Here is a 20,091-nt window from a genome sequence, read left to right as displayed (position 1 = left end):
GCCTCGACCGGGACCGCGGAGTCGCCGGCGTCGCGACGCTCTTCGAGCCACACACTGACCGCCACCGTCACATACGCAGCGACGGTCGCCATCCCCGGCAGCATCAGCATGAGCATGAGAAACGAAAGCATCGAAGACACAAGCCCTCCCGGACAACACGATGGAAACTGTCGCACCGGTGCGCCCCACTGCGTCACCGTCACGGCCGGGCATACCCACGACCGGAGGTCCAATCTCCACGGGGTCGCCGAGATCCTGTGAGAGATATCACACGGCCGATTTACCACGCGGTCTGCGGTTCGACCGAGATAATCCCCCACCGCACCCGTGGTAGACCGGTCACCATGCGGTTGCTCATCATCTCCGACACGCACGTGCCCAAGCGTGCGCGGGATCTGCCGGAGGCACTGTGGCGCGAGGTCGACACCGCCGACGTGATCGTGCACGCGGGCGACTGGGTCGAGGTCGCCTTGCTGGACCGCCTGCAAGCGCGCAGCGCGCGTCTCATCGGCGTGTTCGGCAACAACGACGGTCCGGAACTGCGAGCGCGACTGCCCGAGGTCGCCCGCGCCGAACTCGACGGCCTCCGGCTGGCGGTGGTACACGAAACCGGACCCGCGAAGGGCCGCGAGGAACGCTGCGCCCGGGATTTCCCGGACACCGATGTCCTGATTTTCGGCCACAGCCACATTCCGTGGGACAGCGTCGCGGACAGCGGCTTGCGCCTGCTCAATCCCGGCTCGCCGACCGACCGCCGCAGGCAACCGGAGCACACCTATCTCACCGCGCGAATACAGGCCGGGCAGCTGAGCCAGGTCGTACTGCACACCGTTCCGAAACACTGATCTTTCGGTGCACGCGCGCCTTCAGCGTTCGCTCGCGGTGAGCCTCAGTCGCTCCGGTCGCCCACCAGCGCCAGGTGCCGGTCGCCGATGGGGGAATCGGTGATCGCGGTGGAGATCTTCGGCAGGGCGTAGGGGTGGTTGCGGCCCAGCCAGGCGAGCATTTCCTCGCGAACCGCGCACCGCAGGTTCCACGCGTCGTCGGCGTCGGCCGCCGACATCGTCGCGCGCACCACGATATTCGTCGGCGTGCTGTCGGTGACCTGCAGGCCCCAGGCGCGACCGTCCCAATCCGAGCGGGTGCGCAGATATTCCTCCAGGTGCTCACGCAGCAGCGGCACCGGCGTGCTGTGGTCCAGGTACAGGAAGACCGTCCCGGTGATCTGCGAACCGCCGCGCGACCAGTTCTCGTACGGCTTGTTGTTGAAGTAGGAGACCGGCATGGTCAGCCGTCGGTCGTCCCAGATCCGCACGGTGAGGAAGGCGAGAGTGATCTCCTCCACGATGCCCCACTCCCCCTCGACCACGACGGTGTCGCCGATCTTCACCGAGTCACCGAACGCGATCTGCAATCCGGCGATCAGGTTGCTCAGTGTCGACTGCGCGGCGACACCGGCGATGATGCCGATCACCCCCGCCGAGGCCAGCAGCGAGGTGCCCAGGGTCCGCAGACTCGGCACCAGCAGCAGGATCACGACGGCGGCGGTGGTCACCACCAGGACCGAGGTGACGATCCGGCGCACCAAGCCGAGCTGGGTGCGCAATTGCCGCACCCGCGTGACGTCCTGGGTGCGCCGCGCATACGAGCGCAGCGTGTTCTCCGCGACCGCGTCGGCGGCGCGGATGACACACCATGCCGCGGCCATGATCGCCGCGGTCGCCAGACCGGTCCGGATCATCGCGTCCTGACGCAGGTCGAGGTGCGCCAACGGGTAGGTGGCGTGCAACGCCAACGCGCCGAGCAACACCTGCACGGGCATTTGCACCCGCCGCAGCAAGGTGGGGAGCTGGTTGCCTGGACGTCTGCGGGCGGTGTAGCGCAGTAAGCGATCGATCAGCAGACCGGCCGTCACGGTGATGGCCACCGTGCCGAGAAGCACGATGAGCGGCCGTAGTATTTCCTCCAACGGGTCGAACTCCTTCTCCTCGTCCACCCACCGTGCCGCGAGACAACGGTTCTCGCCGCGCCTGCGACGCAGCGCCACGAATCCGGAGCATTCGACGCTGCCCGGGTCCCAGGCAGGTGAGTGCAATGCTTCACTCCCGCTCCGCCGAGCGGGCCTGCACACGGGCGAGTGCTGGTCTTACAGCAGCGCCAAGGCGATACTCAGCACTGCCAACACCAAAACCCATGCCGCGATGGTCCATTCGACAGGAAGTTCCGTGCCTGGACGGCCGCCGCGGCGGGCGGCGCGATACTGCGAGCGCGAGGCCGAAACGGACATACATCCTCCTTCGGTCGGTTGCGTCATCGAGGCGCATACCCGCTTTCACCGCCGATCGTCGCCACGCCGGTTGTGGCGAATCCCACCACGCACGGCAGAGCCCTTGTCCGTCACGGATTCTCGGCCGATCACGCGGTACCGGCCGTCAGCCGGAATGGCTGCGGTAATGCAGGTCGTCCAGCGAAAGCGGCGGAACGTAGCGCGTCACCAGCGTGCGGTCCCACCACGCCCGGGTGTGTGCCAATTCGCGGGGTGTGGTGAAGCGGTACAGATACAGTTGGGCTCGGACGTAGCGCGGTGCGGCGTCCGGGAACGGATTGTGCCGCAGCAGTCGTAACGTGGCCGCGTCGTTTTCCAGCAGTCGCGCCAAGAAGGGGCCCAGCCACGACTGCGCGTACCGCGGTGAGGCGGCGGCGAACCACATGAGCCAGTCCAGACGCAGGTGGTACGGGGCCCACTGGCGCGGGAGCCGGCGCGGATCACCGGGTTTGCCCTTGAATTCGTATTCCCGCCACCGCGTCCGCTCGGTGACGGCAGGCTCGTCGGTGCCTTCGACGACCACTTCGTAGCGGGTGCGTCCGATGCTGCCGAACGCTCCGTAGGTGTTGACCAAGTGATAGGGGTCGAACGACCGGTTCATGGCCTGGTGACTGGAGATCAGGTTGCGGGCGGGCCGGTAACTCAGGAAGACCACCACCGCGGTGAACGCGATGACCAGGCCCGTGAACCACGGCGGCGGTCCCGGCAGCGGCGGCGGTGCGGGCACCGGCAGCACCGCGGCGGCCGCCGGCCCGCTGACGGCGCCGCACGCGAGGACGATCGTCAGCCAGTTCAGCCAGGCGAAGTTGCCCGACAGCACCAGCCACAGCTGGGTGATCACGATGACGGCCGCGGCCGCGCTCGCCACCGGCTGCGGCGCGAACAGCCCGAAGGGCACGACCAGCTGGGCGACATGGTTGCCCAGCACCTCGACCCGGTGCAGCGGCTTGGGCAGATGGTGGAACAACCAGCTCAGCGGCCCCGGCATCGGCTGCGTCTCGTGGTGGTAGTACAGGCAGGTCAGATCGCGCCAGCACCGATCACCGCGTAATTTGATCAATCCGGCGCCGAACTCCACCCGGAACAGCAACCAGCGAGCCAGCCACAGCACCAGCACCGGGGGCGCGGTGCGGTCGTTGCCGAGGAAGATCACCAGGAACCCGCATTCCAGCAGCAGCGATTCCCAGCCGAACGCGTACCAGTCCTGTCCCACGTTGACGATCGACAGGTAGAGCACCCACAACAGCGTCCACATCAGCATCGCCGCCCACAGGGGCACCAGATCGGCGGCACCGGCCACCATGGCCGCGGCCAGCGCCGCGCCGAACCAGGACACCACGGCGAAGAACCGGTCGGAATAGTGGAGATGGAAGATGCTGGGCGTATGCCGGAAGGACCGCCGGGCCAGCCATCGCGGTACCGGCAGCATGCCGTGCTCCCCGATCAGCGCCCGGAATTGCCGGGCGGCGACCACGAAGCCGATCAGGTAGACGGCTGCGACACCGCGGGTCAGCAGCTGCCTGCTCAACCAATATTCGGATGCGGTGAACCAGTCCATGCCCGCAACTCCTCCGACCGCGGACCTTCGCCCCCACCGCATACCCCGCCCGGCGGCAGGGAAACCCGCGCTACATCGGGTACAGGCTGTGCTTGCGCGGGTTGGGTTCGGCAGCCGCCTCCTTGTCGCGCAGCAGCCGCAGCGCGTGCCGTATCTCCAGCCGGGTCCGGGAGGGTTCGATGACCGCGTCGATGTATCCGCGTTCGGCCGCGATCCACGGCGTGGCCACGGTGGTGTTGTACTGGTCGATCATGAATTCCCGCACGGCCGCGCGCTGCTCCTCCGGCACCTGCTCCAGCTGCCGCCTGCCCGCGATGCCGGACGCACCGGCGGGTTCCTCAGCGATCGCGAGGGTCTCCCGCAACTGATCCAACTTCTCGCGCGTGCCGGCCATCCGCAAACTGCCTCTCGACCTGACTGGCTCCTGCGCAGACGATAGGGGGCTCGACGGGCAGCGCCGTGTTCCCTAGGCGATTACTGGGTAGCTCACAACGTGCGGGCAGTTGCGTTGGCACCGCGCCCTATGGCTCGGTCCGGCACGAGACTTCCGGTGTGGCCTGGCAGGATTCGGTGCATGAGCTTCACCGGGGACGATGTCCGCACCTTCGCGCTGTCGCTACCGCAGACGTCCGAACAATTCGCCTGGGGGATGCCGACCTTCCGGGTCGCGGGCAAACTGTTCCTCACCCTTCCGGAAGCCGAGACCTCTATGGCGGTCCGCTGTCCCATCCACGACCGCGACGAACTCGTCGTCGCCGAACCGGACAAGTTCTGGATCGCCGCGCACGAAGCAGGCAATGCCTGGGTCCGCGCACGGCTGACCGCCCTCGACGACCGGGAGGAACTCGAAGCCATCGTGCGCGACTCGTGGCGGCAGGCCGCACCGCGGCAGCTCCTCGACAACGCCGAGTGACCGCTCGGCGCCCCGGCGTCAGCGGGCGCGGCGGCGGCGTGGCCGTGGCGCGAGTTTCAGCCCGAAGAGCAGATCGGTGTTGCGGACCGGCGTCGGTTGTTCGGACTTCCTGAGCAGTCCGGCTTCGCGGATCCAGCTGTGGTGCCAGTGGTACAGATCCGGCAGGGTCACCTCGCACGCCGCGGCGAGCCTGCGGAGGCGGAAACCCGCTCCGCCGATGGCGCCGGCGAACAGCTTGGTGTTGGGTGTGGGGCGCGATTCCTGGTGCTCGCGGGCTTCGTAGAGCAGAGTTCGCGCCGACGGGGGTATCACCCACACATACAGGTCGGGAGCGTGGGTGTATCCGATGGGGCCGTTGAAGATCAACGCGTCGATGGTGAGCGCGACACACGGGATCGCGTTGAGCTCCATCGCGGTGGCGCCGGTGAACAGTGCGGTGACGATCGCCGCCGCGTCCACCGGATCGGACGTCCTGGCCCTGACCCGGGCGACGAGGTCGTCGTCGACGGGGACCGTGGTCAGTCCGGGACCGACCGAGTAGGCCAGGTCGGGCGGCAGATCCAAGCGCAGACCGTGCAGCAGGAAGGCGGCTTGGGCACCACGCAGGCGCGTGATGGTATGCCCACGGCTCGGGCTGTCGGCGACGAGGCTGCCGAGGAACCGGTACAGGCTCAGGATGTCGTTCCACTCGTCGACCAAACCGGCGCCCTGCTGGAAACGGTCCGGGACGCTGAGGCGCGGTTGCAGCACCGAGAGCATGTATTCGGCCAAGCCCGCCCCGCGTGGCCCCAGCCAGCTGCCGACACCGTTCTGATTCAAGTCGTGCCTGCACGGTCGTCCGGTGTGCTCGGCCAGCCACCGGCAGGCGGTGTGGATGCCGTCGGTGTAGACGGCGTCGATGCGCGCGAACTCCTCCGGCGGCAGGCTGCGGTAGGCATCGGCCCGGAAGGTGGTGACGTCCCCGTCGGAGATCTGCGGCAGCAGCCCGCCTCCGGCCGCTTCGGGGAGTGTGATGATGCGCGACGGCCGGTGATTGGTTTGCCCGTATCCCACGTGCCTCGTCGGTGGCTCGGGACCATCGATGCGGGTGGTCGGCGGGTCGGGGACGGCTATGCGTGTGGTCGGCGGCTCGGGAGCCCCGACACGTGTGGTCGGCGCGTCGGAGATCTCCACGCGCGTGGTCGGCGGGTCGGGCACATCGACGGCTGCGGTCGGCTGATCGGGAACGTCCACGCTCGTGGGCGGCTGATCGGGAACGCCGATGCGTCGGGTGGGCGCGGACGCACTCCGGCGGTCCCGCAACCACTGCCACAGGTCCTCTTCCGGCACGCCCAGCCGCTGCGAACTCGATCGCACCTGCTCGGCGGAAAGTTCGTCGTGTTCGTCGAGCTGGGCCAATCTCTCCAGCTCGGACGGACGCAGCGTGGGCACGCTTGCGTCGACCACAGCCACAACCTCCCGGATTACCGAACCCGTGACGCGTCACCGCGGGTTCGAGACGTCTGTTGCAGAGCATTCGATCACGTACCCGCCGGTAAGGCTGGGAATTCACCCGAGTTTCGGATGTTGTCTACGTCACCGACAACTGCATACTCTATCGAAATCGCCTTCTGCCGAATGCGTTTTGCCTAGTCATGATGTCTGCCGGCAGCCGCGACGGAAACAAGTGAGCGATACCGACATCCGAAAAATCTACGGCGCGTTGTCTACTGCGCTGGACACTCACCCCGACCCCCGCGATGGACAGCTGCGCCCTGCGCCGCATCGGCAGCGACGGCCCGCCACAGCAGGGCGAACGTACCGCCGGCAACGATCCGGCCGCAGGCCACCGGCACCGAAGAGGCGAACAAATCGGACAAACGTGATCGACGCCGGCGAGTGGTGCGCTGTGTGCGCCAGTTCTCCGACGGAGAACGCAAATGCGCCGAGCGATGATGAGTAAGCCGATTGATTGCCGGAATCCGGCCCTGACGCCCGCCGTGACCGGATCGAAAGCGAATTCTCAGCGTTCACACAACCGTCTCTCGCCAAGCCCAAATAGTGCTGCGGTGTCATTGAAGGGTGCTGGTCGGCAGCACTCCCCAGCCCAGCCCCGAGGAGACCAGTTCGTGTTTACCGGTACCACCGCGAGCATGCCGCGGATCCAGACATCGTGGCTGGGCGGGGCGACGGGCGCTTCGGCCAGCCGGCGCGCGTCCCGGTCGATCAACGCCGACGCGGTCGCGATCGATACCGACGCCACGACCGGAGCGACGGCGTACGTCGTCGCAGACGGGGTCGGAGATCATCTGCTGGGTGCCCGCGCGGCACGAACGGTCGCCGCCACCGCGGCACGCGTCGCCGCACGCGATGGGGCACGCGCGGGCATACTCGCGGCCCAGGAGGAATTGCTGCGCGAAGTCCCGGAACCCTCGGCCGACAGCGTGCTCGTGGTCGCGGTGCTTCCGGCCGCCGGTCGACCAGACGGCCCTTGCGAGGTGGCGTGGGTCGGCGACTGTCGCGCGTATCGCTGGAACGGGCGGGTGCTGCACCAGATCACCACCGACCACACCGTCGCGGAGTTGTACCGCACCCGCGGGCTCGTTCCCACCCCGCGAATGAGCCATCTGGTCACCACCTCGGCGCGCACCGTGCGGCCGGACGCGATCGGGTACGCCGCCACCGGGTCCAGCACCGGCAGGCTGCTGCTGAGCACCGACGGTGTACACAAGCCACTCGGCATCGCCGCGGTCAAAGCCATCCTCGCCGACGGCGACGCGGCTCCCACGATCGCGAGCACCTTGGTGGACGCCGCCCTCCTGGCCGGTGGAAAAGACAACGCCACCGCGCTGGTCGTGGACTTGCCCTCCCGGCCCGGCCACGACTGAGGCGTACCTCCGCCTTCGCTGCGGCCATGCGCGGGCTGACGACGGACCAAGGTCCGACCGCGCTGATCCAGGCGTACCTCCGCCTTCGCTACGGCCATGCGCGGGCTGACGACGGACCAAGGTCCGACTGCGCTGATCCAGGCGTACCTCCGCCTTCGCTGCGGCCATGCGCGGGCTGACGACGGACAAAGGTCCGACTGCGCTTATCCAGGCGTACCTCCGGCCAGCGGGCGATCGGCGAAGGAGGTCCGGCGCGCCCATCGGGCCGGTGCGTCCGCCGAGTCGGGGCGATCACGGGACCGACCGCGACGCGTTCGGAAACAAATGCAGAAATGCTATGAATCGGCGACGCCGGGGCGCAGGATGTGCGCTGTGGAGTTGACAGCCGTGCGCATCGACAAACCGGACGATCTCAACGTCATCATCGGGCAGTCCCACTTCATCAAGACCGTGGAAGACCTGCACGAGGCGCTGGTCGGGGTCGGCCCCCACCTGCGCTTCGGGCTCGCGTTCTGCGAGGCCTCCGGACCGCGCCTGGTCCGCCATTCCGGCAACGACGACGCGCTCACCGAACTCGCCACCAAGAACGCGGTGGCCATCGGCGCCGGACATTGTTTCGTCGTCTTCCTTCGCGAAGGCTACCCCGTCAATGTGCTCAACGCCGTGCGGCAGGTCCCGGAAGTCTGCGGAATCTACTGCGCCACAGCCAATCCCGTGGAAGTACTGATCGCGGAAACGGAACTCGGCAGAGGAATCATCGGGGTGGTCGACGGTGCGGCGCCACTCGGCGTGGAGGATGCCGACGACCAGGCGGCCCGTAGGCAATTGCTCCGTCAGATCGGCTACAAACTGTAGGACCGTCCATACGGCGGTCACCTCGGCCGACGCACCGGCTGGGCCCGGAATGCCGCACAGCGATCCGGGCCCGTGCCGGGGACGTCTCAGCCGAGTTCCGCCAGTTGCGCGACGGCGGGCGCCATGCCATCTATCCATGCCGCCGGTGCGCCGGTAGTCGGCGTGACGATGGCGGCCTCGATGCCGAGCGCGGCGTAGTCGGCCATCTGGCGGACGAATTCGTCGCGGTTCTCCGGGCTCGGCCGCGGATTGTTGGCGAGGATCGTCTTGCGGATCTCGCCATAGTCGCGGCCGATGTCGTCGCAATGCCGACGCAGCACGTCGAGTTTGTGCGCGACGTCCGCCGGCGAGGAGCCGAACAGGTTGCAGGCGTCGCCGTATTGCGCGACCAACCGCAACGTCTTGCGTTCTCCCCCACCGCCGATGAGTACCTTCGGCCGGTTGATGGGCTGCGGCGAGCACAGCGTCTCGGCCAGCTGGTAGTACTTCCCGTCGAACGGCCCGTTGTCTTGCGGGTCCCACATCTGGCGGCAGATGCGCAGCGTCTCCTCCAGCCGTTCGAACCGTTCGGCGGTCGGCGGATACGGCACGCCGAGCCCGCGGTGTTCACGCTCGAACCACGCGGCGCCGATCCCGAGGACCGCCCGGCCGCCCGAGAGGACGTCGAGGGTGGTGACGATCTTGGCCAGCAGGCCGGGGTGCCGGTAGGTCACGCCGGTGACGAGCAACCCGAGATCGATGCGCGACGTGTGCGCGGCCAGATAGCCGAGGGTGGTGTACCCCTCGAGCATGTTCGCCTCCGCGGGCAACCCGGTCGGCTCGATCTGGAAGTAATGGTCCATGAACGACAGCCAGGTCGCGCCGGACTCCTCGGCGGCGGCGCCGACCCGCGCCAGCTCACCGGCGATGGCGGTGGTGCCACCGTCGATGTCGAAGATGGGAATGTGAAAACCGAGCTCCATCAAGCGGTTCCTTCTGCTGGACAACCCTGTATGACCGCACACTAAGTGCTGGAGTGCGCTCCAGGTCAAGTAGCCGATCGAACGCCCGTCAGCTCGTGCGCGCGAAATCGCCCGGCTTCCAGGTGCGGTCGAACGCCGCTTCCCCTGGTCCGTAGATGCGCAGATAGGCGAACCATCCGCGGCCGGGGACGGTTTGCAGCCAGCGGTGCTCGGCGCCGCCGGGAGGGGTGGGTCCGAAGTGCAGGCGCACGGGGCCATCGCATGGGATGTCGCGCAGCTCGAACAGCGACCGGAGGGCGGCCTTGCCTTGGTCGGCGCGGATCTGCGAGCGGGTCTCGGCGTCGTAGACCGTGACGGACCAGAACATCCCGGCCGGCACCGGTTGCGGTATGTCGAGGGCGTAAGTGGCGCCACCGTCCAGATAGTCGCCCCTCCCGTCCCGCAGGCCGAGCCAATACAGCGATCCGCCGCCGACCTGCCGCCGGAACATGCCCGGCGCGGCGGTGATCGCTTGGGCGAACCACCTTTCGCGCGCTTCGAGGTCGAGACCGGAGGCGGTGCGGAAGTCGCCGTCGCCATCGACCGACCCCACCCATTCCCACCGGCGGTCCGGCCAGGCCATACGGTCCGGGCGCGCGCCGCCGAACGCCGAGACGAGCATCTGGTCGCGCCCGGCGCGCGCCGCGGCCGTCAACAGCGCCGCGGACCTGCGCCCGAGCGTGAACCGGGCGCCCCGCTCGAGGCCGATGGCGCCGAGCAGCCCGTACATCGACAAGAACTCCGGCAGCACCGGTTCCGACTCGAGCACCCCGTGCAGCACCCGCCAATACGAGAGGTCGTCTTCCCAGCGCAAACAGGTGCAGTCCAGGTCGAACTCGGTGATGTCGACGACGTGGAGCACCGCGCCCGCCTCCCCCACCGGATGCACCCGGACCGCTCGCAACGCATCCATCGCCCCGGCCAGATCACCGCCGATCGGAAGCGCGCGCACCGCGAGCAGCACTTTGAAGGTGGCGGATCGCCCGACGTGACACCCGGCCGGCAGCGCGCCCCGGTAACCGGGAGGAACGATGACGTAGCTGCCGCCGCGCCCTCGGTCGGGACCGGGGATGCCGAGGTCGGTGATCCACCGTTGATGACGGTCGTCGACCAGCCCGATGTACGGTCCCGGCGGGAGCTCGACCACCATCGGCCCTGCCGACAGATCCAGCACCGCAGCACCATATGGGGTGTCGGAGTTGAGGGTGAATCCGAGATGCCGCGGACGGGCCGAGAGGATTCCGATCGCGCGGTTGTCCTTCAGTCCGATCTCCCGGTTGCCGGTACGGATACCCTCCATCGACACGGTCGGATACCAGAACCGGTACGCGACCACGGCGCGCTGGAACAGGCTGTCGTCCCAGGCCCGGGTCACGGATGTATCGACCGGGTACCCTTTCGCGAACTCGTATCGGCTGTCAACCATCGCCGCGGCCGTCATTTCCTGGACGGTGCCACCGCCGTACCGGGCAGACATCACCCGAATCGGATGAAAGGCGCTATCGCCGCCGCCGAACGGCCGGTCAGCCCGCGGTTTCGGGACGGTCGGACAATCCCAGGCGCAGATGTTCGCTGTGATAGATCGCCTCGTCCAGTAATTGGGCGACGTGGTTGTCGTAGAGGCTGTAGACGATGCTGCGCCCGGTCCGAGTGCCGGTGACCAGGCCGAGATGGCGCAGCAGCCGCAGCTGGTGGGACACCGCGGACTGTTCCATGCCGATGGCGTCGGCCAGCGCGCTCACCGGCAGCGGCCCCTGCCGCAGTTCGGTGAGGATCATCAATCGGCTCGGGGTGGCCAGCGCCTGCAACGTGGTCGCCACATGGGTGGCCGATTCGGGATCGAGACGCACGGCGGGACGGTCCCTGCCTTCGACGCCGTGTCCCATGACTGAACAGCATACTCCAAGAACAAATGAAGACGTGTTCATGTGTTCTGCTATGGTCGGTCCTGTCCGTTCGCTGCCGTTCTGGAGGTGACCCATGGCCGCGCCGACGCTCGCGCCGACTCGTACCACTCCGCCAACCGGTCGGGTACGCCCGCGCCGGACGCCGTTGCTGGCGCTACCCGAAATGCGTTGGGCCACAATCGCTGTGACGTTCTTCTGTGCCGGGCTCGCGGTGCAGCTGACCGATGGCCCCCGCTGGCTGTTCTGGGGCTTGTACCTGGTCTGCTACGCCGCGGGCGGCTGGGAACCCGGGTGGGCCGGCTTGCGGGCGTTACGCGACAAGACGCTCGATGTCGACCTGCTCATGGTCGCCGCGGCGCTCGGAGCGGCGGCCATCGGCCAGATCACCGACGGCGCGCTGCTGATCGTCATCTTCGCGACCTCCGGCGCCCTGGAAGCGCTGGCCACCGCCCGGACCGAGGACTCGGTGCGCGGACTGCTCGATCTCGCGCCGGACACCGCGACCCGGGTCACGCGCACCGGCGAGGAAGAGACGGTGCACGCCACCGCACTCTCCGTTGGCGATGTCCTGGTCGTGCGGCCCGGCGAGCGGATCGCGGCGGACGCGACGGTCGTCTCGGGCGGCAGCGAGGTCGATCAGGCCACCATCACCGGAGAACCGTTGCCGGTGAACAAGACCGAGGGCGACGAAGTGTTCGCGGGCACCCTCAACGGCACGGGCGCCCTGCGAGTCCGCGTCGAGCGCCGTGCGCAGGACTCCGTGGTCGCGCGAATCGCCGCCCTGGTCGAGGAGGCATCCCGAACCAAGGCGCGCACCCAGCTCTTCCTCGAGAAGGTCGAACAGCGCTACTCCGTCGGCATGGTCGCGGCCACGCTGGCCGTGTTCGCCGTCCCCCTGCTGCTCGGCGACACCGTGCGGCGAGCACTGTTGCGCGCGATGACGTTCATGATCGTCGCCTCCCCCTGCGCGGTGGTGCTGGCCACCATGCCGCCCCTGCTGGCGGCCATCGCCAACGCGGGCAGGCACGGTGTGCTGGTCAAATCCGCGGTGGTCATGGAAAAGCTCGGCGCAACGACGCAGGTCGCCTTCGACAAGACCGGCACCCTGACCCGCGGCATCCCCGAACTCGCCGAGATCCGCTGCCTGAACCCGCGATTCACCGACACCGAGGTGCTCCGGCTCGCCGCGGCGGCCGAGCACCCGAGCGAGCACCCGCTGGCGGCGGCGATCGTGCGCGCGGCCCGCGCCCGGGAGTTGCGCCTTCCCGAGGTCACCGACTTCACCGCTCACCCCGGCCGCGGCGTGACCGCCCGCGTCGGTGACCATCTCGTCGGCGTCGGCTCCCCCACCGCGTCGGGACCCGAGCGCGAAAGCCAGGAGGCCGTCGACGCCCTGCACGCGAGCGGCTACACCGTCGTGGTCGTGACCTGCGACCGCAGGCCGATCGGCGTGCTCGCGCTGACCGACCAGGACCGGCCGGAAGCGGTGGCGGCCGTGCGCGCGACCACCGAGGTGACCGGCAGCGCGCCGGTACTGCTGACCGGCGACAACAGCGCCACCGCCGAGCGGCTCGCCGCGCGGGTCGGGATCACCGACGTCAGGGCCGCTCTGCTGCCCGACGACAAGGTGACCGCGGTGCGCGAACTGCAGGCCGACGGACGGAAGGTCACCGTGGTCGGTGACGGCATCAACGACGCCCCCGCGCTCGCCGCGGCCGAGGTCGGCATCGCCATGGGCGGCGCCGGATCCGACCTGACCTTGCAGACCGCGGACGCCGTCGTGGTGCGCGACGACCTCACCGCGATCCCGGCGGTGATCGCGTTGTCCCGGCAGGCCCGACGGGTAGTGATCGCCAACCTGTCCATCGCCGCCACGTTCATCGGCGTGCTGGTCGTCTGGGACCTCGCCGCAACCCTGCCGCTGCCGCTCGGCGTCGCCGGGCACGAAGGATCCACCGTCCTGGTCGGGCTCAACGGGCTGCGGCTGCTGCGCACGAAAGCGTGGGAGCGAGCCGCGCGAGCACGGGACTGACTACGACCGCTGTGGCGGTGCGGAACGAACTCCGCACCGCCACAGCGCGTCCCGGCTAGTCGGCGCGAACTTCGCTGCGGTCACCGCTCCACAGCGTGTGGAACTTGCCTTCGGCGTCCACCCGCTCGTAGGTGTGCGCGCCGAAGAAGTCGCGCTGCCCCTGGGTGAGCGCGGCCGGGAGACGCTCGGCGCGCAGGGCGTCGTAGTAGGACAGCGACGACGCGAACGCGGGCACCGGAATGCCGAGCAGGGTCGCGGTGGACACCACGCGGCGCCAGCTGTCGATCGCCGTCTCGATCGCCTCCCGGAAGTACGGCGCGAGGATCAGGCTCGGCAGCGCCGGGTTCTCGTCGTATGCTTCCTTGATCCGGTTGAGGAAGCGGGCGCGGATGATGCAGCCGCCGCGCCAGATCGTCGCGAGGTCGCCCGGACGCAGGTTCCAGTCGTATTCGGCGCTGCCCGCCGCGATCTGATCGAAGCCCTGCGCGTAGGCGACCACCTTCGAGGCGTAGAGCGCCTGCCGGATGTCCTCGGTGAACTGCTCCACATCGGTGGGCTTGTCGGCCAGCCGGCCGGAGGCCAGGCCCCGCGCCGCCTTGCGCTGTGCGCGGGAACCCGACAGCGCCCGCGCGAACACCGCTTCGGCGATGCCGGTCACCGGCACGCCGAGATCGAGCGCGGACTTCACCGTCCAGCGCCCGGTGCCCTTCTGCTCCGCCGCGTCGACGATCACGTCCACCAGCGGCTTGCCCGTCTTCGCGTCGACCTGATTCAGCACCTCGGCGGTGATCTCGACCAGGTAGCTTTCCAGGTCGCCGGAGTTCCACTGGGTGAACACGTCGGCGATCTGCTTGGCGTCGAAGCCGAGCGCCTCGCGGAACAGGTGGTAGGCCTCACCGATCAGCTGCATGTCGGCGTACTCGATGCCGTTGTGCACCATCTTCACGAAATGCCCTGAGCCGTCCGGGCCGATGTGGGTGCAGCACGGCGTTCCGTCGACCTTCGCCGCGATGGATTCCAGCAGCGGCCCGAGCGAGTCGTAGGACTCCTTGGGGCCGCCCGGCATGATCGCGGGGCCGTTGAGAGCGCCCTCCTCGCCACCGGAGATGCCCGCTCCGACGAAGTTCAGCCCGCGCTCGCGCATCGCGGCTTCGCGGCGAATGGTGTCGGTGTACAGGGCGTTGCCGCCATCGATGATGATGTCGCCCGGCTCCATGGCGTCGGCGAGTTCCTCGATGACCGCGTCGGTCGCCGCGCCCGCCTTCACCATGATGAGCACCCGGCGCGGCTTCTCCAGCGCGGCGACGAACTCCTCGATCGTCTCGGTCCGCACGAAGTCGCCGTCGTCGCCGTGGGCCTCGAGCAGTGCGTCGGTCTTGGCGATGCTGCGGTTGTGCAGCGCGACGGTATAGCCGTTCCTGGCGAAGTTCCGTGCGATGTTGCTACCCATGACCGCCAGACCGGTGACCCCGATCTGTGCGCGCGCTGTAGAGGTCGGCATCAATCAGCTCTCTTCGTTCGACAGGGCGGCGCGTCCGCGCGAAGCTGTTCGGCGGCGGCATCGTGGAGTCCGTTCCACGACGCTTCAGAACCTTACCCACCCCGCCGACGCGGGCACGGAGCGCATCGCGCGCCGCCGGACGAGATCGCGGGGGCCCGGCGCGGCCCGACTTCACATCTCGGCCGAGACAGGACCGGAGGCCAATTGGTCGTGCATCTCGGCGAACGCGTTCGCCAATTGGTGGATGCCTGGCGTCTCCACGGGAAAGTGCCCAGCCTCGTCCAGGACGACCAGGCGCTTGGGGGCGGCGATCCGATCGAAGAACGCCCGGCTCAGCGACAGCGGCGTCCACCGATCGGCGCCGGGGTGCACCAGCCACACGCCGGCGTCTCCATCGGCACGCTCTATCACTACGTCCCGAACAAGGACGCACTGCTCTACGCGCTCGCCGAACGCCACCTGCGGCAGGCCGCCGTGACGCTGCTGGAAACGGCCGCGCGCCTGCGCGCCGAGCAACCGCCCCTCGTGGAAACCATCCGGCAGCTGGTCGCCGCCGTGACGCGGTTGCACACGGCGCAACCGGACCTGCATCGGCTGCTGTTCGATCGAGCCCCGCGCACCGCCGAGGGTGTCGAACGACTCCGGGAACTCGAACGGGTCCTGGCCGGCGAGGTGGAGTTCCAGCTACGCCGCCTCGAGGTCGGCGGCGGCGACCCGGCGTTGACGGCGTTGCTGCTCGTGCAGGCGGTGCAAGCGCAGATCCATGGCACGGTCCTCGATCCCCCGGACGGGCGCACCGCCGACGAGTGCGGCCGGGCGATCATCGATCTGTGGACCAGGGCGCTCACGCCGCCCGCCACCCCTTGCCGACCGGCGGCCGAGTCGGCGGGAGAAGGCCACCGGTGATCCGGCACGCCGGTGCGCTCCCGGTCACCCGTAGGCGATGCGTTCCAGCAGTTCCAGCGCCTCGCCGACCTTGTGCAATTCGCCCGTCCGCAAACTCTCCGACAACGCTTGCGCCAATGCGTCGTTCGCGGACGCCTGGTGCCCGCACACCCACGCCCGGCCTTCGTCGGTGAGGGTCAGGTTCACCCGGCGTCCGTCGTTGGGGTCGCGCACACCGACGATCAGGCCCTGATCGCGCAGGCCGTCGACCACGTTGCGCATCGTCTGCGGGCGCAACATCTCCAGCCGCGCCAGGTCGACGGCGGCCATGGGACCGTATCGATGCAGTCGTCCCAGCACCGCCCACTGCGTCGCGGACAACCGCCGCTCGTCGGGGTTCCTCCGGGCGCGCCGCAGGATCACGGTGGACGCGATGCGCAGGCGGGCCGCCATGGTGGACAGTGCTGTGGCGTGCGCGATGTCGGCGCTCACGGGCGGACTCCCTCTGCGTACCTGATCGACGAACGATCCCCGGGCTGGTGATGGCTGCGGGAAGCCTACTCGACAGTAGGACTTCGGCGCGGGCTGTGACGGAATCGTCATCCGGACGGCCGCTCGCGACGGATTCGCCCTGTCGGCGGGTCGTCCGGTGGCGCGGCCCGATACCGCCGCGGACCGTTCGATGCGCGACACTGACCGCGATGGGCACACAGGCGAACAGCGGACAGCCACGGCGCAGACCGCCGCATCGGCGCGAGATGATCCTGAACGCCGCGGTCGACGCCTTCACGCACGGAGGCTATTACGGCACCACGATGGCCGACATCGCGGCGGCGGTGGGCATCTCGGCCACGGCGTTGTACCGGCACTTCCGCAACAAGCAGCAACTTCTGGGCCAATGCCTGCTGGTAGGGCTCGACGGCACGCTGGACCGGCTCGACGCCGCGCATCGCGCCGACGCTTCCGGCGGCGCGGTGCTCGCGGAGTTGGTCCGGGTCGCGCTGGAGTTGCGCGGCTTGCCGCGGCTGTGGCAACTGGAGTTCCGCAACCTGACCGCGGCGGACAAGACCGCGGTGCTCGTCCGCGCCACGCGCATCACCCGCTATCTGCGGCACACGATTCGCCTGCGCAGGCCGGAACTGAGCGCGGCCGATGTCGAACTGCTGAGCTGGTGCGTGCTGTCGATCGCGGTGAGCCCGTCCTATCACCGCGCCGAGTTGCCCGCGCAGGCGGCCGCGCAGGTGCTCGAGGCCGCGGTCGCCGCGGTCATCACCACCCGGATGCCCGAGCACCCGGACGGACACGCACCGCATCGGCCACCGCGCCTGGAAACCGGCAACACCGCGCTGGACCGGGCGCTGCGGTCGGAGCGAATGCTCGCCGAGGCGGCGCGGTTGTTCAGCACCCGCGGCTATGCCGCGGTGGGCATCGAGGACATCGGCGCGGCCGTCGGCGTCAGCGGACCGGCCCTGTATCACCATTTCGCGAGCAAGGCGGAGTTGCTTGATCAGATCGTCCGGCGCCAGGACGAATGGCTTCGGCTGCTGCTGGCCAGGGCGATCGCCGAGGGCCGCAGCGCCGAGGAATCCTTGCGCTCGCTCATGCGCAGCTTCGCGCAGTTCGGCGTCGACGAACCCGACCTTCTGGCGATCACGGTCAGCGAGACCCGTCACCTCCCCGGGGACGGGGTACGGCGCTACCGGCGGGTTCGCCTCGACGGCATCGCGCAATGGGCCCGCCTGCTGCAGGCCGTGCGGCCGGACGTGTCCGCTCCCGTCGCGCGGGTGCTCAGCCGCGCCGTCAGCACCGTCGTCATCGATGCCGTGCGCAATCCCCGCTTCCGGCGGCGCGCCGATCTCGTGGACGTTCTCGTGGCCATCGGCGAGCGGATCGAGACGGCCGGGATGCCCAGCCGCGTTTCGCCATAGTGATTTACAGCACTTAGTCGCTATTAACTTAGTTCGGCCAATCGCGCACTAGCAGCGCATTGATCGCAATCAGACAATCGACCATTTACTTATCGGTCATTAACAAGAGATTGCCTTCGGGGTCGGCGGTGCCGCACAGTGTGCCGTGGGTGAGCACCGATCCGTGCGCCCGCCGAATCCCTCGCCGGTACACCGGCCGTTTCTCGAAAGGCCCTGGCTCGTGAGCCATTACAAGAGCAACGCGCGTGATCTCGAGTTCAATTTGTTCGAGGTGTACGGACTCGACGACATCCTCCGGACCGGAGCGTTCGGGGACCTGGACGGCGACACCGTGCGATCCATGCTGGCGGAGGCCGCGCGCCTGGCCGAAGGGCCGGTCGCCGAGCCGTATGCCGAAACCGACCGCAACCCACCGGTCTTCGATCCGGCCACCCACTCGGTCAGCTTGTCCGAGTCGTTCAAGAAGGCGGTGCGCGCCTGGCACGACGCGGAATGGTGGCGCGTCGGCAAGTCCGAGGCGGTCGGCGGGGTGCCCGCCCCCTCGATGGTCAGCTGGGCCATCAGCGAATTCGTGCTCGGGGCGCAACCAGCGGCCTACATGTACCTGACCGGCCCGATGATGGCCCACATCATCGATGGCATCGGCACCGAGCAGCAGCGGCGCTGGGCTCGATTCATCACCGAACACAACTGGGGCGCCACCATGGTGCTGACCGAGCCCGACGCCGGCTCCGACGTCGGCGCGGGCCGCACCAAGGCGATCCGCCAAGAGGACGGCTCCTGGCACATCGAGGGCGTCAAGCGGTTCATCACCTCGGCCGATTCCGACGATCTGTTCAGCAATATCGCGCACATGGTGCTGGCCCGCCCCGAGGGCGCCGGGCCTGGCACCAAGGGCCTGTCGCTGTTCTTCGTGCCGAAGTTCCACTTCGACCACGAGACCGGTGAGCTGGGCGAGCGCAACGGCGTCTTCGTCACCAACGTCGAGCACAAGATGGGCCTGAAAGCTTCCGCGACCTGTGAGCTCACCTTCGGCGGCCACGGCATCCCGGCCAAGGGCTGGCTGGTCGGCGAGGTGCACAACGGCATCGCGCAGATGTTCCACGTCATCGAGGAAGCCAGGATGATGGTCGGCACCAAGGCCATCGCCACCTTGTCGACCGGCTACCTCAACGCCCTCGACTACGCGAAGAACCGTGTGCAGGGCAGCGATCTGACGCAGATCGCGGACAAGTCCGCGCCGAAGGTGGCCATCACCCGGCATCCCGACGTGCGCCGGTCGCTGATGATGCAGAAGGCGTACGCCGAGGGCTTGCGGGCGGTCTACCTCTACACCGCGGGCCACCAGAACGCCGTGGTGGCGCAGCACATCTCCGGGGCGGACGCCGAACTGGCCGCGCGGGTCAACGACCTGCTGCTGCCGATCGTCAAGGGCGTCGGCTCCGAGCGGGCCTACCAGTACCTGACCGAGTCGCTGCAGACCCTCGGCGGTTCCGGCTTCCTGCAGGACTACCCGATCGAGCAGTACATCCGCGACGCGAAGATCGACTCGCTGTACGAGGGCACCACCGCCATCCAGGCGCAGGACTTCTTCTTCCGCAAGATCGCCCGCGACCGCGGCGTCGCGCTGGCCCACCTCGCGGGCAAGATCCGGGACACCGCGCAATCCAGCGTGGGCAACGGCAGGCTCAAGACCGAGAAAGTGCTGCTGGCCACCGCGCTGGAGGACGTCCAGGACATGGCGGGCCGGTTCACCCAGCACCTGCTCGCCGCCCAGCAGCAACCCACCGAGTTGTACAAGATCGGATTGAATTCCGTCCGGTTCCTGCTCGCCGTGGGCGACCTGCTCGTCGCCTGGCGACTGATCGTCGCCGCCGAGATCGCCTCGGCCGCATTGGATGCCGAGCCCGACCACCAGGACCGCGCGTTCTATCAGGGCAAGATCGCCGTCGCGTCGTTCTTCGCCAAGACGGTGCTGCCGCATCTCAGCGCGGAATGGTCGGTCATCTCCGATGTCGACATCAGCGTCATGGATCTCGACGAAGCCGCGTTCTGACCCGGCGGGCCAGCAGGATCAGGCGAGCCGCCGCATCCGGACGATGCGGCGGCGGCCGGGTTCCTCCACTGACAGTCGCGCCCGCGTCGTCGGCCCGGCCCGTCCTTCGCCGAAGCGGACCGGCCGTTCGGCACGCCGATCACGGCCGACGACCTCGGCCGGCTCGACGCCGGCGCCTGGGAGCTCTACCACGTCGCCGAGGACTTCGCCGAGACCCGCGACCTCGCCGCCGAACACCGCGACAAGCTCATCGAGATGATCG

The 20,091-nt window shown here is 68.6% G+C and carries 19 protein-coding genes and 1 pseudogene; 8 read left to right on the top strand and 12 right to left on the bottom strand.

All coding sequences use genetic code 11. From position 1 onward, the window contains the following. Positions 1 to 344: 344 nt before the first annotated feature. Entirely contained in the window at positions 345 to 845 is a 501-nt protein-coding gene (locus U3653_RS10010) for a metallophosphoesterase family protein (RefSeq protein WP_195079323.1), read from the top strand. 44 nt (positions 846 to 889) lie between these two features. Here U3653_RS10010 and U3653_RS10005 read toward each other — a convergent pair whose 3' ends face one another. From U3653_RS10005 to U3653_RS09990, 4 genes and pseudogenes are all read right to left on the bottom strand, one after another. Continuing rightward, complete coding sequence (locus tag U3653_RS10005; RefSeq protein ID WP_323124053.1) at positions 890 to 2,095, bottom strand: mechanosensitive ion channel family protein; 1,206 nt, start codon at positions 2,093 to 2,095, stop codon at positions 890 to 892. 51 nt (positions 2,096 to 2,146) lie between these two features. After that, entirely contained in the window at positions 2,147 to 2,287 is a 141-nt protein-coding gene (locus tag U3653_RS10000; protein WP_195079322.1) for a hypothetical protein, read from the bottom strand. 145 nt (positions 2,288 to 2,432) lie between these two features. Then, complete coding sequence (locus tag U3653_RS09995) at positions 2,433 to 3,884, bottom strand: lipase maturation factor family protein (RefSeq protein WP_195079321.1); 1,452 nt, start codon at positions 3,882 to 3,884, stop codon at positions 2,433 to 2,435. A 70-nt stretch (positions 3,885 to 3,954) separates the two neighbouring features. Beyond that, positions 3,955 to 4,209 (bottom strand): annotated as a pseudogene (locus U3653_RS09990) (CD1375 family protein); the annotation flags it as partial. Positions 4,210 to 4,458: 249 nt separating this feature from the next. On the opposite strand from U3653_RS09990, the gene U3653_RS09985 reads away from it, so the two are divergent. Continuing rightward, the gene (locus tag U3653_RS09985; protein ID WP_195079320.1) at positions 4,459 to 4,797 is read left to right on the top strand and encodes an MmcQ/YjbR family DNA-binding protein; all 339 of its coding nucleotides are present in this window, start codon (positions 4,459 to 4,461) and stop codon (positions 4,795 to 4,797) included. 18 nt (positions 4,798 to 4,815) lie between these two features. Here U3653_RS09985 and U3653_RS09980 read toward each other — a convergent pair whose 3' ends face one another. Further along, positions 4,816 to 6,243: a superantigen-like protein SSL4 gene (locus tag U3653_RS09980; protein WP_195079319.1), complete on the bottom strand. Its 1,428-nt coding sequence runs from the start codon at positions 6,241 to 6,243 to the stop codon at positions 4,816 to 4,818. A 662-nt stretch (positions 6,244 to 6,905) separates the two neighbouring features. Between U3653_RS09980 and U3653_RS09975 the strand changes: the two genes are divergently transcribed. After that, on the top strand, positions 6,906 to 7,664 hold the full coding sequence (locus tag U3653_RS09975) for a PP2C family protein-serine/threonine phosphatase (protein ID WP_323124054.1): 759 nt from the start codon (positions 6,906 to 6,908) through the stop codon (positions 7,662 to 7,664). Between the two features lie 372 nt (positions 7,665 to 8,036). After that, the gene (locus U3653_RS09970) at positions 8,037 to 8,519 is read left to right on the top strand and encodes an adenosine-specific kinase (RefSeq protein ID WP_195079318.1); all 483 of its coding nucleotides are present in this window, start codon (positions 8,037 to 8,039) and stop codon (positions 8,517 to 8,519) included. 86 nt (positions 8,520 to 8,605) lie between these two features. Here U3653_RS09970 and U3653_RS09965 read toward each other — a convergent pair whose 3' ends face one another. The 3 genes from U3653_RS09965 to U3653_RS09955 form a co-directional block, all read right to left on the bottom strand. Further along, the gene (locus U3653_RS09965) at positions 8,606 to 9,481 is read right to left on the bottom strand and encodes an LLM class F420-dependent oxidoreductase (RefSeq protein ID WP_195079317.1); all 876 of its coding nucleotides are present in this window, start codon (positions 9,479 to 9,481) and stop codon (positions 8,606 to 8,608) included. A gap of 88 nt (positions 9,482 to 9,569) precedes the next feature. Next, on the bottom strand, positions 9,570 to 10,895 hold the full coding sequence (locus tag U3653_RS09960) for a DUF1214 domain-containing protein (protein WP_323124056.1): 1,326 nt from the start codon (positions 10,893 to 10,895) through the stop codon (positions 9,570 to 9,572). Positions 10,896 to 11,043: 148 nt separating this feature from the next. Further along, positions 11,044 to 11,406, bottom strand: coding sequence for an ArsR/SmtB family transcription factor (locus U3653_RS09955; RefSeq protein WP_195079315.1), 363 nt, complete (start codon positions 11,404 to 11,406; stop codon positions 11,044 to 11,046). 94 nt (positions 11,407 to 11,500) lie between these two features. On the opposite strand from U3653_RS09955, the gene U3653_RS09950 reads away from it, so the two are divergent. Continuing rightward, on the top strand, positions 11,501 to 13,459 hold the full coding sequence (locus U3653_RS09950) for a heavy metal translocating P-type ATPase (RefSeq protein WP_195079314.1): 1,959 nt from the start codon (positions 11,501 to 11,503) through the stop codon (positions 13,457 to 13,459). A 55-nt stretch (positions 13,460 to 13,514) separates the two neighbouring features. On the opposite strand, the gene gnd is transcribed toward U3653_RS09950, so the two are convergent. Both gnd and U3653_RS09940 read right to left on the bottom strand, forming a co-directional pair. Then, positions 13,515 to 14,960 carry an NADP-dependent phosphogluconate dehydrogenase gene (gene gnd / locus U3653_RS09945; RefSeq protein WP_195079313.1) on the bottom strand — a complete coding sequence of 482 codons (1,446 nt, stop codon included), beginning with the start codon at positions 14,958 to 14,960 and terminating at the stop codon, positions 13,515 to 13,517. Between the two features lie 171 nt (positions 14,961 to 15,131). Then, a complete protein-coding gene (locus U3653_RS09940) occupies positions 15,132 to 15,341 on the bottom strand; it encodes a hypothetical protein (protein WP_195079312.1) in 210 nt (69 codons plus the stop codon). Here U3653_RS09940 and U3653_RS09935 point away from each other — a divergent pair. Further along, complete coding sequence (locus tag U3653_RS09935) at positions 15,327 to 15,866, top strand: TetR/AcrR family transcriptional regulator (RefSeq protein ID WP_195079311.1); 540 nt, start codon at positions 15,327 to 15,329, stop codon at positions 15,864 to 15,866. The two genes, U3653_RS09940 and U3653_RS09935, sit on opposite strands and share 15 nt — an antisense overlap. 24 nt (positions 15,867 to 15,890) lie before the next feature. Here the strand turns inward: U3653_RS09935 and U3653_RS09930 are convergent, their stop codons facing one another. Then, entirely contained in the window at positions 15,891 to 16,337 is a 447-nt protein-coding gene (locus U3653_RS09930) for a MarR family winged helix-turn-helix transcriptional regulator (RefSeq protein WP_195079310.1), read from the bottom strand. Positions 16,338 to 16,546: 209 nt separating this feature from the next. Between U3653_RS09930 and U3653_RS09925 the strand changes: the two genes are divergently transcribed. Together U3653_RS09925 and U3653_RS09920 are read left to right on the top strand one after the other, a co-directional pair. After that, the gene (locus U3653_RS09925) at positions 16,547 to 17,773 is read left to right on the top strand and encodes a TetR/AcrR family transcriptional regulator (protein WP_195079309.1); all 1,227 of its coding nucleotides are present in this window, start codon (positions 16,547 to 16,549) and stop codon (positions 17,771 to 17,773) included. Between the two features lie 220 nt (positions 17,774 to 17,993). Continuing rightward, complete coding sequence (locus U3653_RS09920) at positions 17,994 to 19,829, top strand: acyl-CoA dehydrogenase (RefSeq protein WP_195079308.1); 1,836 nt, start codon at positions 17,994 to 17,996, stop codon at positions 19,827 to 19,829. Positions 19,830 to 19,847: 18 nt separating this feature from the next. Here the strand turns inward: U3653_RS09920 and U3653_RS09915 are convergent, their stop codons facing one another. Continuing rightward, positions 19,848 to 20,066 carry a hypothetical protein gene (locus U3653_RS09915; RefSeq protein WP_195079307.1) on the bottom strand — a complete coding sequence of 73 codons (219 nt, stop codon included), beginning with the start codon at positions 20,064 to 20,066 and terminating at the stop codon, positions 19,848 to 19,850. Positions 20,067 to 20,091: the final 25 nt, after the last annotated feature.

It is taken from the genome of Nocardia implantans, assembly GCF_035544775.1.
Classification (GTDB): Bacteria; Actinomycetota; Actinomycetes; order Mycobacteriales; family Mycobacteriaceae; genus Nocardia; species Nocardia implantans.
Note: the sequence above shows the minus strand (reverse complement) of the source record. Positions and strands in the feature narration are given on the sequence as shown.